The 16,305-nt window shown below is 68.8% G+C and carries 12 protein-coding genes; 10 read left to right on the top strand and 2 right to left on the bottom strand.

Annotation, left to right across the window (positions count from 1 at the left end):
• The first annotated feature begins 64 nt into the window (after nt 1-64).
• Nucleotides 65-802, top strand: coding sequence for a hypothetical protein (locus tag FB454_RS32145; RefSeq protein WP_145824139.1), 738 nt, complete (start codon nt 65-67; stop codon nt 800-802).
• Nucleotides 803-860: 58 nt separating this feature from the next.
• On the opposite strand, the gene FB454_RS32140 is transcribed toward FB454_RS32145, so the two are convergent.
• Nucleotides 861-1,145 (bottom strand): hypothetical protein, encoded by a 285-nt coding sequence (locus FB454_RS32140; protein ID WP_145824138.1) that lies wholly within the window; start codon nt 1,143-1,145, stop codon nt 861-863.
• 308 nt (nt 1,146-1,453) lie between these two features.
• Between FB454_RS32140 and FB454_RS32135 the strand changes: the two genes are divergently transcribed.
• The 8 genes from FB454_RS32135 (at nt 1,454) to FB454_RS32100 (ending at nt 11,402) form a co-directional block, all read left to right on the top strand.
• Nucleotides 1,454-1,978: a hypothetical protein gene (locus FB454_RS32135; protein WP_145824137.1), complete on the top strand. Its 525-nt coding sequence runs from the start codon at nt 1,454-1,456 to the stop codon at nt 1,976-1,978.
• Between the two features lie 584 nt (nt 1,979-2,562).
• Complete coding sequence (locus FB454_RS32130; protein ID WP_186461708.1) at nt 2,563-3,702, top strand: DUF932 domain-containing protein; 1,140 nt, start codon at nt 2,563-2,565, stop codon at nt 3,700-3,702.
• A gap of 199 nt (nt 3,703-3,901) precedes the next feature.
• On the top strand, nt 3,902-4,438 hold the full coding sequence (locus tag FB454_RS32125; RefSeq protein WP_145824136.1) for a hypothetical protein: 537 nt from the start codon (nt 3,902-3,904) through the stop codon (nt 4,436-4,438).
• A gap of 163 nt (nt 4,439-4,601) precedes the next feature.
• Nucleotides 4,602-6,290, top strand: coding sequence for a ParB/RepB/Spo0J family partition protein (locus tag FB454_RS32120; protein WP_145824135.1), 1,689 nt, complete (start codon nt 4,602-4,604; stop codon nt 6,288-6,290).
• A gap of 943 nt (nt 6,291-7,233) precedes the next feature.
• Nucleotides 7,234-7,935, top strand: coding sequence for a hypothetical protein (locus FB454_RS32115; protein ID WP_145824134.1), 702 nt, complete (start codon nt 7,234-7,236; stop codon nt 7,933-7,935).
• 495 nt (nt 7,936-8,430) lie between these two features.
• Nucleotides 8,431-9,957 carry a hypothetical protein gene (locus tag FB454_RS32110; RefSeq protein ID WP_145824133.1) on the top strand — a complete coding sequence of 509 codons (1,527 nt, stop codon included), beginning with the start codon at nt 8,431-8,433 and terminating at the stop codon, nt 9,955-9,957.
• A gap of 238 nt (nt 9,958-10,195) precedes the next feature.
• Entirely contained in the window at nt 10,196-10,837 is a 642-nt protein-coding gene (locus FB454_RS32105) for a GGDEF domain-containing protein (protein WP_186461707.1), read from the top strand.
• A gap of 196 nt (nt 10,838-11,033) precedes the next feature.
• Nucleotides 11,034-11,402: a hypothetical protein gene (locus tag FB454_RS32100; protein ID WP_145824131.1), complete on the top strand. Its 369-nt coding sequence runs from the start codon at nt 11,034-11,036 to the stop codon at nt 11,400-11,402.
• Nucleotides 11,403-11,530: 128 nt separating this feature from the next.
• Here FB454_RS32100 and FB454_RS32095 read toward each other — a convergent pair whose 3' ends face one another.
• The gene (locus FB454_RS32095) at nt 11,531-11,959 is read right to left on the bottom strand and encodes a hypothetical protein (protein ID WP_145824130.1); all 429 of its coding nucleotides are present in this window, start codon (nt 11,957-11,959) and stop codon (nt 11,531-11,533) included.
• Nucleotides 11,960-12,192: 233 nt separating this feature from the next.
• Between FB454_RS32095 and mobF the strand changes: the two genes are divergently transcribed.
• The gene (gene mobF, locus FB454_RS32090) at nt 12,193-16,275 is read left to right on the top strand and encodes a MobF family relaxase (protein WP_145824129.1); all 4,083 of its coding nucleotides are present in this window, start codon (nt 12,193-12,195) and stop codon (nt 16,273-16,275) included.
• Nucleotides 16,276-16,305: the final 30 nt, after the last annotated feature.

Below are 16,305 nucleotides of genomic sequence, written 5' to 3'. Positions count from 1 at the left end.
ACAGAGGGGTGCCAGATCAGGGCGTTTCCCTCAATCGATGCGTGCATGCTGTGGATGCCTGTTGGTGGATACGCTGACCGCGATGGTGGAGGCTGGGAGCGGAACCGCGTTGGGGCGGTTGTTGGCGCATCGGTGGCCGGAGGTTGCCGCGACAGCGGGTGCCCTGCGGCCGGAACTCGACGCTGTGCTGACCGGCGGCGCGGCCGCTCCTTCGTTGGTGCGGCGGCTGGCGCCGATGCTCGGGTTGGACACGGCGGATCTGTTCGTAATCGCTGGGCTCGATCTGCCGCAAGATCTGGTGCCTGCCAGTGGTACCGGGCCTTGGCATGTCGGGACGGTACTGGAAATAGCGGCCAAGTTGGCGCCGCAGTCGCTGCGCCGGTTACACGAGTTCGTCCGGTCGCTACCCGAGCATCCGCCGGCGTGGCCGCCCGTGCGGCCGCGCTACAGGTACGCGCTGGGGCCTGGCGAGGTGATGCTGCGGCTACTGCGGAACCGCAATATCGGGCCATACAGCCCGAAGCTGTTGTACTTGATCGGCGGCGGCCCGATGGTGTCGCACTCTACGGTGGCCATGCTGGGACCCGGCCGTACGCGGCTGACGCCGCAGTACGTGACCTCGTTCGCCACCGTCCTGGGTATCCCTGACGACAACTTGGCCGCCGTCGCCGGGGTTGCTGCGGCCACCGACCCACGTCTGCACCGCAACCGCGTTGAACTTGCCCGGTTGGCCTGGGACGCCCGGCGGTTGACCGGCGAGCAGCTGTCTGAGGTGCTCGACCTGGCCGGGCGCCTGCGGTAGCTGGGAGCCCGCAATGATCCCACCGCCGTTCGACCACGTCGGAACCAAGCCAAATGTCCTAACGATCAGGATGCACCGGCGTGGCCACGAACCCGGGATCACTCTGCCACAGCCGGTGCACTGACATCGACAGAAGCGGATACGCCATCCGGTCGATGCCGGCTTCTTGGTAACGGAACGCCACGATGGCCGCCCGCCCGTTCCTGTGGGTCTCGCTGAATCCGCTAGCCGGCGAGCGGGCGGTTGAAGGCCCGGACGTGCCTCCGCCGTCTGCAAGATGTACCTGGCTGTGCACGTTGACCGTACGCTGATACCACCGCATCAACGTCTTCACGGCGATCAACGGGCACCATCCGCGCTGTCACGGGCCTGGCCGTCGACCGGGGCGACTACATGGTGAATCACCGCTCAACAATCACCACTATTGATTCCCAGGTCGCTACGGCATCAACCCGCCGATCTCCCAGGCGGCCGAGAGTCAGGCTGCTACCATCTGCACCGCTTCGGCCACACGTCCGGCGCTTAGCGGTGGGCTTGTGGGTGGGGCTGTTGGTTGGATCACGCGGCCGGGGGGTTGCCGCTTCGTTCGTTCGCGGACGATGTTCCCCCGGCCGTTCCAACCGCTGGCCACCGATGCAGGCAGGGGTAGGCATGGAAATCCGGAACATTGGTGGCCGGCCGCACACGGACATAGCCGGCGCAGCTGAGCTGACCGGACGGTCCGAACAGACGGTGCGGCTCAAGACGTCACCGAAGCAGCGCGCCCAAGGGTCAGGCTGGCCCGCGTCGGTCAAGCAGGACAAGAAGGCGTGGCTTCCCATCGACGAGCTGGAGCACGTCCGGGATGTCCTCCTACCGCAGATCGTGGAATCCTCCCGAGCGCGGGTCCATCATGTCGACCTCAACGGCGACCCCGAGGAGCTGATCTCCGCCACCGGGTTCCGGGAGATTCTCACCATCACGCAGGGCGGGTGGGACAAGTACGTCGGAATGAGCAAGGCCGCATGGGACCGCGGCGAGGACGGCTACCTTCCCATGCCCGACTGCGAAGAACCCGCACCAGTACAGGGATCTACTCGTTACTGGAAGCGCAGACGCGTGCAGGAATGGATCAACACCCGGAGCGGGAAGGTGCTCAGCGCCACGCCGCCCGATTTGCCAACCAGTGACTCCTAATGCAGCCGCTGAAGCGAATTTGCCGTAGGCAAGACGACTGCTTCCGGATGTAGACCCATTCGCACCACTCGACGCCCGCTAGCCCGCCCGGTCCGGCAGCCGTCTCGCCGCTTGGGCTGAATCGACCTTCGGTCGATGGCCTCCAGCCGGGTCAGCGTCCCGCCGCTGAACCGCGGCGCCTCGCCGGCGAGGCAGGCTCCGGGAAGGGGAAGACAGCGCCGATCCTTCCCGGCGACCTGACCCCACAGGGCCAACCATGTGTGGCTGTGGGGGTCAAGCCACACCCCAGGCTTGACCCCCACAGCCACACATGGTCGATCAAAGATCAGGCCACCGGGAAGGCTCTCTGACGCACATCACATAACCGGCTGCGCCGACTAATTCACCATTCAGCACGTAGAGAAACATTAGTAGATCATGTGTTATTAACTACCGACAGTCACACACTGACCACGCTGGAATCCCGCGAATTGAAACGGTCTCAAGTGGACTCTGCGAGGTTCGCCATGTATCATTAAATATGTGAGGAAGGGGACGGCAACCCCCGCCCTCGCAGCCAACACCCCAACCGAAAGGGATTAACGGTGAGCAACGCGCTCGACACCATCCCCCTGGCCACCCGGCACGCGACGCTGCCGGACCTGCACCGCATCCTCGACCTCCAGCAGGCGCACAAGCTCGACATCGTCGCTGGCACGGCGATGCTGCGAGCCGAGGCCGGACACCTGCGCATCACCGGCGCGGAACCCATCCTCAGCGAATCGGGTGTCACCCCCTCCGACGGGCTCTACCGGCCCACCGAACTGGGCGACGCGGGACTCGGCGAAAAGCTCGGCATCCCCACCAGCTACCTGCGCAAGACCCGCGCGCAGGCACTGCACCTCTACGACGCCAACATCAACGGCTGGCTCGACCTCAGCCAGGGCAAGCGCTACCTCGCGCGGTGCCTGTCCGACGGTAACGGCGGCGGAATCCTGCGCGCCTTCCTCAGCGACGGATACAAGATCATCGACAACCTCGATGTCCTGATGGCCGTCCTGTCCGGCATCCGCGAATCGGGCATGAGCGTCAAATTGGATTGCGACCTGAGCGAGCGCCGGATGGTCGTCCGGGTGCACTCCGAGGCGATCAAGAGCCTCGCCCGCAACCTGCTGCGCAACTACCGCAGCCCCTTCACCGGAGCCACCGGCGCGGACAACCCGACCGTCTTCGCCGGTCTCGTCTTCACGAACAGCGAGACAGGCTCTGGCGCGTTCACTGTCACTCCCCGCATCGTCGTGCAGGTCTGCGACAACGGCCTCACGATCACCAAAGACGCCCTGCGAGCGGTGCACCTCGGCGCGAAGATGGACGAGGGCACCATCCGGTGGAGCAACGACACCCACCAGGCGAACCTCAACCTGATCGGCAAGCAGACCCGCGACGCCGTGCGCCGCTTCCTCGACGTCCGCTACGTGCAGCGCAAGATCGAAGAGATCGAGGAGAAGGCCGGCCGCCGGGTCCCCGACCCCGACCACACCATCCGGGTCGTCGCCCAGCGGCTGCGGTTCACCGAGGACGAGCAGCGGCTCATCCTGAACCACTTCATCGACGGCGGCGACCGCACGGCCGGAGGCATCATGCACGCCGTCACCAGCGCCGCGAAGACCCTCACCGACCCGGACGCCGCGTACGAGATGGAGGGCGTCGGCATCCGGGCGATGGAAATCGCGGCCACGCTCTGACCCGAGCTCCGGGTGCCGCTGGCGCAACCTGCCAGCGGCACCCGGACCCAGCGCCCGGCCGCACGGCTGACCGCGTTGGCGCGCAGCGAGCACGCCGACGCGGGCTACCGCTTCCGCACCGCACGGCCACAGCAGCCGGGCTACAACCCGTCCGCAGCCGTGCGCTGCAAACCCACCGCTGCGCACCTTGGGAGAAGCAATGCCCCTGTTCATCGGGTTGCCCCACGGCGTGTCCCTGCCCCGCAACCTTGCCGAGCCCGACGCCCGACACCTCGTCTCCGTGCTCGCCCGCACCTACCAATGGACCGGGCCGCTGTTCGGCCGCGCGGAAGTCGAGGCGTACCTACGCGCCCAGGCCGACGACCCCGGCAGCCTCCACGACCCAGCCCTGAACACCGAGGACTGGCGCCGCGTCCAGAACACTGCCGCATGGAAGAACCTCGCGGCAACAGCCCGCCGTGCCGTCACCACCGCCGACGTGATCGGCCAGGCACTGCGCCAAGCCGGCTTGTACTGCGCCCAATGTGACTCCCCCATCGCCGGTCCCTCGACCGCCAATTGGGGGCTCTGCCCCACCTGCCTCAACGCCGCCGACATCCGCGACCTGCAAACCCGCCCCTGCCCAGCCGGCGACGGCGTAAGCCCTCACCGCTGGAACAGCACCACCTGCACCGAATGCACGATGCCCGCACCAGCCGCCCGCCCCCGCCTCACCGCCGTCGCCACAGCCGCCTAACAGCCGTGCGACGTTCCTCCGTTCATTGGCAACTCCGCAGCGACCCGACACGGATCCGCCAGCGCCGCTGAACGCAGCGGCCCCGAAACCACCGGTCAGGCCCGGACGGCAACCCGGGCCTGACCGGCCAACCAACACACCCACAACCGAAGGGAGCACACCGGTGCTCACGATCACCGCAACCGGCGCGCAGCCCAGCGCGGAAACCGACCAGCCCAACCCGGACGGACTACCCGACCTGTCGACCACCCCCACCGACCCGGCGGAGGCAGCCGACACCGAGCACACCGTCGCCAAGCCCGCCCTGCCCGGCGGCTACGAACTGCTGCCCATCAAGCAGATCAAGCCCAACCCCGACAACGTCCGCGACGACGCCCAATCCCTGCCCGGCATCGTGGAAAACCTGCAAGAGGACGGCGTTCGCGGGCTGCTCGCCCCGGTCATCGTCACGCCGCTAGGCGACGACACGTACCTGATCATCGACGGCGAGCAGCGATACTGGTCCGCCGTCGAAGCCGAGCAGGAGTACATCCCGGCCATCGTCCGGGACGATCTGGCCGGCAACCGCGATCAGATCATCAGCATGTTGCGGCAGGTCCACCGCAAGGACCCCACCGCCGCACAGGTGTCCCGAGGCATCCAGCAGCTCGCCCTTGACGGCATGAGCGACGAGGAGATCGCGCGCAGGACCGGCTACCACCCCGAGCAGGTCAAGGCCGGCCGCTGCGTCGCTGCCCTGGGCAAGCACACCGCCGAGCGCACTCACGCACTCGGACTGGATTTCACCCAGGCTGCCGCCCTCGCCGAGTTCACCGACGAACCCGACACGATCGAAACGCTGTTGCAGGAAGCCGAAGACGCCGGACCGTTTGCGTTCGCCCGAGCCGTCGAACAGGCTCGCTCCGCCCGTAACGCCCGCGAAGCCGAAGCCGCGCGCCGCGCCGAGCTGACCGCCGCCGGGGTGGCCCTGCTGGCCGAGCACCCCGGCTACCACGACGCGAAGGTCAAGGAGATCAGCGACCTCCGCGACGCCGAAGGCCAGCGCATGACCGCCGAGGACCACATCGCCTGCCCCGGCCACGCCGTACTGCTGTACCTGGATTTCGGCCACCGCCTCACCGAACGCACCTACTGCACCGACTGGCGCAAGCACGGGCACACCCAGTACAGCTACAGCACAACCACCACCCGCAGCGGTCCAATGACCGAAGAGGAAAAGGCCGAGCGGCGGCGCGTCATCGAGAACAACAAGCTGATGGAAGCCGCGAACACCGTCCGCCGCGAGTGGCTGACCAACCTGCTCGCCGCCAAGACCCCACCCAAGGGCACCAACAAGCTCATCGCAGAAATGCTGGCCGACTCCGGCTACATCCTGTCCACCTGGATCAACGGCGGCCGAAAGATGCTGGACGACCTCCTCTCCCCCGGCAAGACCAAGCGAGCAGGCACCAGCCGAGTCCCCGCCCGCGTCAGCGACGCCCGCTACACGGTCATCTCACTGGCCGCCATCGCCGCCGCGAACGAAAGCGCCATCACCCGCACCTCCTGGCGTGCCCCGGACCCGGCCGTCGCGAAGTGGTTGCAGTGGTGCATCACCAACGGCCTCCAGATCGGCAAGGTCGAACAGCTCATCATCGACGGTGTCGCCAACCGCACCACGAATCGGCGAACGGCCGTCGCCGTAGCCACAAACACGGAGCCAGACGACCCGCAGCCTGCCCGCACGGAGGACGAACCCGAGCAGGCAGAGACCGAGGGCCACGGCGTTAACGCGACCACCGTCGCCGCTGCTGACACCGCAGACGCCGACACGGAGACGGACTCCGACACCACCCACAACCTCGCCGCTTAGCCGCTGCCGGTCGGGGGCCACGACCGGCCCCCGACCGGCACCACCCAAGACCGATTTTGTCCCGAGCCCGTCGTGCTCCAGACCGTTGCTCCCGCGGCCACCAGGCGGGCCGGAACACGTCCGCGTCCCATCAGGTCCGCAGCCGGCCCGCCCTGCCAGCTCCGCGTGCGCCACAATCCGCGCTCAGCCCACACACCCGATGCAGGTATAGTAATGACTCTCTCCGGAGACGGCGAACCTCCGGAGGCCCACCACACCAACCCACGGGATTCGACCATGCCAAACCGGCCGCTCAGCCGAAACGCGACCACCGCACCAGTACGGCACCCACGTGGCCAAGCCCCGCTCGACGGACAGCGGGATATCGCACGGCTACTCGAACGCGATGGCCGCTGGCGCCTCTTCCGGGACAACAATCCCCACGGCCTCCGGCTCGACACCTACGGCGACAGGTGGACTCTCACCCGCGAGTTCCACGTCCACATCAACGGCACCGACGGTGAACGATGGGACATGATCACCGAACCATCGCCCGTCTGCGTCGGAGGGTGGGACGCCCATCGCCGCGAGTACGTGGCGCGCAGGCTGCCGACCGGGCAGGTGATCGCCAGAGGCGACACGCAATGCGGGGTCCTGGCGTGCGCCGCGCGACGGTGCCTTCCCCAATGCCCGGCACCACCCACCGCAGGGCCAGTGACCACAGCGCCCCAGCGCCCTTGGGGCGACTGCTCAGCGGAGGCCGGGGGGTTAGTTTGGCGAACTCCCCCCGGCCGCCTGGCATCCGACGCCACACAGGCCCCAACGAACCCTTACGCCGGACGCGTGCCGCCCATCGTACGGCAGCCCCCGGCCATCGACCGTGAAGCAGACCATGAGAAGCGTCCTCAGCCGCCATCCGCCGACCATTCGGCTCGCCCACCAGTGCGTACGGCATCATCACTCCATGTCCACGCGCTCCCCACACGGCCGCGATGTCGTCAACCGGGTCGAGGCAGCGGCGATGCTCGGCATCTCCGTCAGCCACCTCGACCGGCTCTACCGCGAGCGCGACAGCAACGGCTTCCCCGAGCGCGCCGCCGACGGCCGCACATGGCACCGCCACGACATCGCCAAATACGAACTGCCACGCGAGCACGCCAGGCGCAGCGCGCGCGACAGCGTCGACCGATCCGGCGACCCCGACGAATTGGTCGACACCGCGACGGCGGCCCGCATCCTCGGCTACCGCGACCGAACCGCCCTCGCCGGAAACAACCCCGTGTGGCTGCGGCTGCAGCAACAGGTGGATGACGAATCCTTGACCCCATCCGGCCGCAAACGCAGACGGTGGAAGCGTCGCACCGTGTGGGAGATCGCGGAAAACCGCATCGGCAAGGGAGGCGCGACGCGCACCGGACGACCAGCCGGCACTCCCCATGGCCACCCCGACCGCTCCGGCAACCCGGACGAACTGGTGGGCAAAGCGGAAGCCGCCCGAGTGCTCGGCTACAGCACCGCCAACGCCCTACCCAGTCGCGTGCTGGAGCGCGCCGATGAGCAGACAGCAGGCCCAAAGGGGCGCTACCGCCGCAAGTGGAGGCGCGAAACGCTGTGGGCCATCCTGGACGAGCAGGGCACACCACCCACCCCTGATCTGCTCAGCTAGCCCTCGGCGTAGGGCTGCCGCCGACCCCGACCGATCACCGTACTTCCGCTCACGAGACGCCCGGCCCTGGCGGGCCGGGTAAACCGGAAGCGGCCTCCGGCCGCACTGCCCAAACCCCCTTCACCGGTGGGGGCCGCAACAGGCTAGCGACGTGCTCGCTCCGGTCAAGTCCGGGCGCGGCTCGGAAACATCATGCACACCCCGCATGATCTTTCCTCGAAACCCCGCTCCCGGACTTGACCTCCACTGCGCGCGCCGCGGGCCGAGTGAACTCGCCCCCCACCGCCAAAGGAAGTGGGGGACGCGCCGTGTCCGTACACGGCAGCGTGATCGGCGTAGCCGCCGGCAAACCACCGCCAAGATCATCGCAATTTCTCGACCATCCAGGCCGAATCGGATAGATCCACACCGCCAGAAGAGGTATAGTAATGATTGTTCAGAGGGGACGGCGAACCCCCACCGCACACCACACAAACCCCAACCCAAAGGAGACACATGGACTCCCACGACGTCGGCACTCCGCCGATCGTCGAGGGCTACGGCTGCACGACGTGCGGCGTACCCCTCACCGTGATCACCACCCCGGCCGGCGGACGGACGTTCCTTCATCCCCGCCACAGCAACCACGACCACGAACCCAACCCGGTGCCGCTCGCACAGCTGACGCATGTTGAAATGACCTGCGACTTTTGCTCCGCGCCTCGCCCGGTAGCGTCGTTCACCTTCGCAAAACTCGAAATCGCCATGACGACCGCAGCCGACGTCAGCGGCATGGCGATGCACAACCTCGGCGGCAGTTGGGCAGCGTGCGAGGGATGCGCGCGCCTGGTCGAGCAACGCGACCCCGAAGGGCTGACCGCTCGCGCCGTCAAACGCGCCCGCCGCCGTGGCCTGTCGGACGACGCGCAGAGCTTCTTCCGACCCCTGCACCAAGCCCTCTTCGCCGCCACTCCCAGCACACCGGCACGACAACCGCTCCCCTATAGGGCGAACAACCGCAGTCGCCCTCCCGCGCAGGACGCCGCTCCCGCCCCCGAGGTACGGTCGCTGCGCCCGCAGATGCTGCCAAAGGTGCGGGATCGGCTCGTGCGTTTCTGGCGCACGTCCGGCGGCTCGTATCTCCTGCGCCTGCTCGACAGCGGCGAGACGTACAAGATCCCCGGACACCTGTTCCCGGGCGCACCAGTCGACGCCCCCGCCGCGATCGTTGACGCCCACAACCCCGAAGCACTGCGCCAGTACACCGCCCTGATGGCAAACCACGCGGAAAACGGACGCGTGTTCTGGATCGACCCCGATTTCACCGCCCTCGCCGCACACGCGGCGCGCGATCTTCCTGACGTGCGCGTCGAGCAAGTCGAAATGCCGGCATCCGACGGCCTGCTCGTCTGGCACACGCCGATTTATCAGCCGGTGGAGCCACACACCGGGCTAACGGTGCCAATCGTCGCAGCACAGTGGGGACCGATCCCCGGTGGCGTTTGGATCACCTTCTACACCCCCGCCGAAACCCTCCTACAGGGTCAGCAGCCCACCGAGTTGGAATTGCAGGGGCTGCGCGAGCGCATCGGCTGGCTTGCCCCAGTCAGTAGCGGCGCTGGACTGCGCTTCGGTCAGCCGTACGCACCCAGCAGCGAACAGACGCGCCTGATGCTGTGCTCCCTGATCGCCACGTGGATCCTGTCGACGCAGCCCGATGCCGAGATCACCGAGGAACCAGCCGACAAGGCGACGCGCAAGGCGTACCAGCGCGCCAATCGACCCGCGCCAACGGTGCGGCTGGTGCGGTTGCGACGCAAGCAGCAGGCCCGCCAGGACAGCCCCGACGGCACGACCACGCGCGTCTACACCCGCCGATGGTGGGTCGCCGGGTTCTTCCGGCAGCAGCCCTACGGCCCCGGCCGCGCACTGCGCCGCCGAACCTACGTCCGCCCTCACATCAAGGGACCGGCCGACGCCCCGCTCATCCTGACCGATCAGGTTCACGTGCTCGGCGACGCCCGCAAGAGACACCAGCCGTAGAGACGTCACAGGGGAGCCGGCCTCGCCGGCTCCCCTGTCACCTGTCAATGGCAACACCTCGACAAATAAGGGCGTGATCGACGTAGCCGCCGGCACATCAAAGTCACTGAGGTCTCTTGACCGTGCCGGCCGAATTGGATAGACCGACACCATCGAATTAGGTATAGTAATGATTGCTCGGAGGGACGGCGAACCCCCACCGCGCACCACACAAACCCCAACCCCAGGGAGCACCCGAATGCAAACGGCGTGGCAAACGATCCTGCTCGCAATCACCACCGCCAACCTCGTCGCACTCCTGGTACAAAACCGACGACTTCGCACCGCCCTCGCCACCGCCCGCCACGAGGCCGACCACGACCCGCTGACCGGCCTGCCCAACCGCCGCGCGCTCCTACGCCACCTGAACGCGCTCCTGGCCGACCGCGCCCGGCCCGTCAGCGTCGCCCTGCTCGACCTCAACGACTTCAAAGCGATCAACGACCAACACGGGCACGCCGCAGGCGACAGCCTGCTCATCCACGTCGCGGACACCCTCACCGCACTCGACCTATCCGCCGCCTACATCGGCCGAATGAGCGGCGATGAGTTCTTGATCATCACCGACGACGGCGAACGCACCAGCCGCGAGAACGCCACCGCCGCCGCCGATGCCCTCGACCGCAGCACGCTTGCGATCTTCGGTGAGTCCGTCAACTGCCGCGCAAGCGTTGGCCTCGCGATAGCCGACCACGGCACCCGTACGGCCTCCGACCTGCTCACTCGGGCCGATGCTGCCATGTACGACGCCAAGCGCCACGGCACAGCCGTCCAGGTGTGGCACCACACCACCGCAACCACCGCCACCAAGGCAGCCACCTCACGCCGCCGCTACCGCTAACGCCCCCGGCGCGGCCCGGGTCACCCCACCCGGGCCGCCCCTCCCCCTCGCACCACGCGCGCCATCCGGGCGGAACGGCGAACACCGCCCCACACGAACGCCATCACGAGGAGCCCCTATGTCTGCCCTCACGGCACCCACGGCATTGATCCCGGCGGCAACGCCCGCCGTCCGCCGCGCCGGTCAAGTCCTGGCCATGCTTGAAGACGCCCGCCGCCGCATGGCGCACGTCATCAGCCACCTCGACTTGTGCGACCACCGCCCCGCGTGGCCCACCGAGCCGGTCCACGACCTCACCACCGCTGTACAACTGCGCGCCGCAACCGTCGCCCTCATCAAGTACGCCCGCCGGCACCACTGCGAGGACTGCAACCCCGGACGAATGCGCGCCACCCTGCGACTGGCCGCGATGCTGCTCGACCTCTGGCAGCACGGCAAGCACTACGTGCAGCGCCCCAACCTGTACCCGATCACGCTCGCCCACAGCGCGCACCGGCTGTTCAGCGACTGCGCCGGATGGACCACCACCGGCGACCCCGGGCGCCTGCTCGGCCAGCAGCCCTGACCCCACGCCCGCCCGGCCGCGCGCAGCGGCCGGGCGGCACACCCGGGACGTCGTCGGCGCGCATCGAGCACGCCGCCGCCGGCTGCCGCTCCCGACTCTCACCCCACGTCCCACAGCGCATCTGCGGGTCAGCCGCCGTCCACCAGGCCGGCGGCTGACTCGGCATCACCCATCACGCCCTCGCGCGACACGACCTCCGGCGCAGGCGGCCGGCCACGACGGCGCGGCACCACCGTCCCCAACTGCGCGATGCGCTCGCGCACCGCCTTACCGTCCACCATCCGCCGCAGCGCCCGGACCCTGCTCACGTCCACACCGGCCAACTCAGCGGCCAATCCGTCGTCACGGAGAATCGTCGCGAGGACCACCACCGACAGGTCGTGTGCCGCCGTAGCGTCCCGCACCTCCCCGTCTACCTTTGCCAGCAACTCGCGCCGCCGCTCGGCAGCATCCGCAAGTGCCGACGCAGACTGCTCGACAGCCCGCACGGCACGCCGCTCGACCTCCTGCCGCGCCCGAAGCGCACGGACCGCATCATTCCCCGTTCGACTCGCCATATCCCGACCGTAGCGACTGTCCGATCCCACCAACACATCCCGAGCCCGCCATCTTGCCTACTCGTTCGGTCCTGGCCGCAATTTCAGGAATCACCTCAGACCTTCACTCGAACCAGCCACATAGCCTTCCACCTGCACGAACGTTCGCCCTCATGATTCTTGCTCCGTTAAAGGCGACACACCCTCTTGCATTCTCCGCCACCCACTTCTAGTTGATCTTCTACGGTTTTCCCATGTTGTCCATCACGCGAATCTCGCCCGGCAGCGGATATCGCTATCTGATGGAGCAAGTCGCGGCCGGCCGACACGACATGCGCTCCCCGACCACCGGGGGCCCGGCCCCGTACTACATGGATCCGACGGCACGAGGTGAGAGCCCCGGCTGGTGGGCGGGCGACGGTGCCGCGGTCCTCGGAATGAGCGGCTGGGTCACCGAGAGCCAGATGCGCTTCCTCGTCGGCCAGGGACGCCATCCCCGCGCCGGCTACCAGCTCGGACAGCGATGGCGCACCTACGCGCCGCAGACAGACGCGTACCGGGCCGCAGCCGCACAGCGAGCGCTGTCACTCCTGCCCGACGACGCCACGGTCGAACAGCGGGACAAGGCGTGGTACGACGCGATGACCGCCCCGGAGCGCCGCGCAGTGTCCGCATTCGACGTCACCGTGTCTCCGGTCAAGTCCGTGTCGTTGCTGTGGGCCTTCGGCGACGACGACGTCAAACGCGACGTCATGGCCGCCCACCATGCCGGGGTGCGGGTCGTGCTCGACCACCTGCAACGGCACGGCGCCTATGCCCGCGCCGGCGCCGGGGGCGTCCGCCAACTCGACACCGCCGGCCTGGCGGCCATGGTCTTCGACCACCGCCTCAGCCGTGAACGTGACCCCCAACTCCACGCGCACATCGTGGTCTCCGCCAAAGTTCAAGCCCACAGCCACGACGCGAAACCCCAGTGGCTCGCCCTCGACGGCCGGGCCCTCTACCGCGCCGCGATCGGCGCCCGCGTCGCCTACGAACGCGCGATCGAAGCTGAGCTACGCCAGCGCCGCGGCATCACCTTCGCCCCACGCCCTGACAGCGGCATCCGTGAGATCGTCGGCATCAGCGACGACTCCCTGCGCCACTACGCCAAACGTCGCGCCGCCATCACAGAGAACATCCACCGCGGCGCGTCCCCGCTTCAGCGGATGGCACCGCGACAGTGGCGCACTCGCGCCCAGGACGCCACCCTGCGCACCCGCCGCCCTCACAAAGGCGCCGAGTCGACCCACGAGGCCGTGCGCCGCTGGCTCGCCGAAGACCGCAAGATGGGCCTCGACACCAGCGGGCAGATCCAACGTCTTCTCGCCGGTCACGCGCACGATGACACCGCCGCCATCGCGCTGCGGGTGCTGCGCCGGGCCCGCCGTCTCGCAGCCGACCCCGCCGCCCTGGACGAGGCCACGCTACGGGACGCCGCCGCCCAGCTTCGCGTCGCCCGCGCGCACCGCCCGCGCGTCATCGACGCCGCCGTTCGCGCCGACGAGCGGTTGGCGGTCGCCCGTGCCGTGCACACGCTCAGCCGTCAGCGCGCCGTCTTCGGCCGCGATCACCTCGAACTCGCCATCGGTCAGGTCCTCGACATCACACCCGGGCACTCGCCCGCCGCGGACTGGCAACGCGTGCAGCGCCTCGCCGCGCGCGCCGTCACCGAAGGGGCTGGGGGCCTCCGCGTCCTGACTCCCCCCGCGCTCGTGCAGTGGGGACCGAGCCTGCAACGTGCCAGCGACCTGCACAGCGAATACACCCGCCACCGAGATCTGCACCTGACCACCCACGCCGTCCTCGCCGCCGAGCACCAAGTCATCGCCTACGCCCGTCGGCGCGGCGCGCGGCCAGTCCCCGCCGAGGTCGTCAACGCCGCCGTCGAGCAGTTGGACCTGTCCGGCGAGAAAGCCGAGGTGCTGCGGTTCCTCATCGGCGACGACCGGCGCATCACCGGCGTCATCGGTCCCGCCGGCACCGGCAAGACACACCTTCAGCGGGCCGTCGTCGCCGCAGCCCACGCCGCAGGCATACCGGTTCTGGGTCTCACCGTCGGTCAGGCCGCCGCCAACTTGCTCGCTGACGCCACCCGCCAACCCGACGGGAACACCCTGCGCACCGAGAACGTCGCGCGGTGGCTGCACGCTCAACATCGGCCCCCGCCCGGCACCCGAGCCCACCACTGGGCGTTCGCCCCCGGGCAATGGGTCATCGTCGACGAGGCATCCCAGGTCTCCAGCCACGATCTGGCCCGCATCACCGCCCAGCTCGACCAGGTACGCGGCAAGCTCATCCTCGTCGGCGATCCCAATCAGACATCCGCCGTCGGACCCGGTGGGCTGCTCCGCTACCTCGCCACGCTCGGCGTCACCACCTCCCTGTCGCACGTGCACCGCTTCACCCACGACTGGGAAGGCCCCGCCTCACTACGGCTCCGCCACGGCGACCCCAACGTCCTCGACGAGTACGACCGGCACGGCCGCCTCGTCGGCGGACACCGCCGCCACCTCGTCGACCAGATGCTCACCCGGTGGCTCGCCGACATCACCGCTAGCCGCCGCAGCATGATGCTCGTCGACACCCTCGAAGAGGCCAGCGACATCGCCCACCGCGCACGCAACCTGCTCATCGCCGCGGGCCACGTGCAGCCCGGCCGCGCCGTCCATCTACGGGACGGCAACCTGGCCGGCGTGGGCGACACCATCGTCACCCGCCGCAACGACCGGCGCATCGCCGCCGGCCCCGACTACGTCACCAACCGCGACCAGTGGCGCATCAACGCCATCACCAGCGACGGGCAACTCCACGTCACCAACATCACCACCGGCACAGCCGCCATCCTGCCCGCCGCCTACACCGCCAAGCACACCCACCTCGCGTACGCCCAAACCGTCGACTCGGTCCAAGGACAGACCGTCCACACCGCCCGCGCGCTCATCGACGACAACACCTCACTCGCCCGCGTCTACGTCATGCTCACCCGCGGCCGAACGCTCAACGAGGCGTACGTCGTCACCGACGACGACCCCCGCGAAGGCACCCCACCGGCGCCACCCACCGCCCGCGTCGCCGTGCTCGCCGACATCATGCGCCGCGGCGCACCCGAGCGCTCCGCCACCGAAACCGAACAGCAGCTCTGGGCCGACGCCGACGCTCTGCACACCTGGACGCCCATCTACGACGACCTCGCCGCCCGCGCCCGCATCCCCGAATACCTCGCCATCGTCCGCCAACTCAGCAGCCCCGCCCTCGCCGACCGGCTCGCCCACGACCTCGCCCTACCGGCGCTCATTAGCCGACTCACCACCTATGCCGCCGCCGGGCACGAACCCCGCGATGTCCTCCGCCGCGTCATCCGCATACGCGAACTCGACACCGCAGACGACATCGTCGCCGTCCTCAGCTGGCGCGTCGACCGCCTCGTGCAACGAGCCGCCGCTGACCCTGCCGTCGCCGAACGCCCAGAGCACTGGCGCACCCACACCGACCGCCTCCCGGCCGACCTCACCGGCGACATCGGTGATGCGCTACGCCAGGTCGCCGCCATCTGCGACCGCCGCGCCGAAGCACTCGCGCACCTCGCCGCACAGACCCGGCCCGCCTGGAGCCTCGCCCTCGGCGACATCCCCACCGACGACACCGGCCACCAACAATGGCTCACCCGTGCCGAGGTCATCGCCGCCTACCGCGACACCTACCAGCTCACCAGCGACCACCCCATCGGACCCGAACCCCGCATCAGCGACATCACCCGCTGGAACGCCTGGCACCGGGCCCGACTCGTTCTCGGCGCCGCCACCCTCGCCGGCAAGCTCACCACCGCACCCGACGACGAACTCACCCGCCTCATCACCGCGCAACGCAACATCGACGGCACCGCACCTGCCTACGTTGCCGACGAGCTGCGCACCACCTACCGCGCCCTCACCGACGCCGAACACCACCGCCACGACCTCACGCAGCTGCTCGCCGACGCCGACGCCACCCACCGCCACACCTTGATGCGCGCGCAACGGTTGCAACCTCGCTGGTGGCACCGCGGCCCGTCACGTACCCGACGCCTCACCGCACAACGCAGCCTGCACACCCACGCCGCCGCTGCGGCCAACCAGGTCGGCGGCCTTCAGCAGAAGCTGGCCAGCCTCGACCACCAGATCGCCGAGCAGAGCCGACGCGTGACCGTCCTCGACGCCCAGCACGCGGCATGGAAACGCTGGTACGACGGGGTGAGTTCCCCCCGCTTTGATGGAGCGGTGGTTACCTGCTGCCGGCTGGCGCAGGGGTGGCGATAGGTGGCTCGGCTGGTTGCGTCTGGCGGGTGT

The sequence above is a fragment of the Micromonospora sp. CNZ297 genome, from assembly GCF_007827625.1.
Note: the sequence above shows the minus strand (reverse complement) of the source record. Positions and strands in the feature narration are given on the sequence as shown.

Excerpts from the sequence above, each read along its gene's own strand:
- FB454_RS32135 (WP_145824137.1), top strand. The coding sequence starts at position 1,454 with ATGGAAATCCGGAACATTGGTGGCCGGCCGCACACGGACATAGCCGGC.
- FB454_RS32125 (WP_145824136.1), top strand. The coding sequence starts at position 3,902 with ATGCCCCTGTTCATCGGGTTGCCCCACGGCGTGTCCCTGCCCCGCAAC.
- FB454_RS32115 (WP_145824134.1), top strand. The coding sequence starts at position 7,234 with ATGTCCACGCGCTCCCCACACGGCCGCGATGTCGTCAACCGGGTCGAG.
- FB454_RS32110 (WP_145824133.1), top strand. The coding sequence starts at position 8,431 with ATGGACTCCCACGACGTCGGCACTCCGCCGATCGTCGAGGGCTACGGC.
- FB454_RS32105 (WP_186461707.1), top strand. The coding sequence starts at position 10,196 with ATGCAAACGGCGTGGCAAACGATCCTGCTCGCAATCACCACCGCCAAC.
- FB454_RS32100 (WP_145824131.1), top strand. The coding sequence starts at position 11,034 with ATGCTTGAAGACGCCCGCCGCCGCATGGCGCACGTCATCAGCCACCTC.
- FB454_RS32095 (WP_145824130.1), bottom strand. The coding sequence starts at position 11,959 with ATGGCGAGTCGAACGGGGAATGATGCGGTCCGTGCGCTTCGGGCGCGG.
- mobF (WP_145824129.1), top strand. The coding sequence starts at position 12,193 with ATGTTGTCCATCACGCGAATCTCGCCCGGCAGCGGATATCGCTATCTG.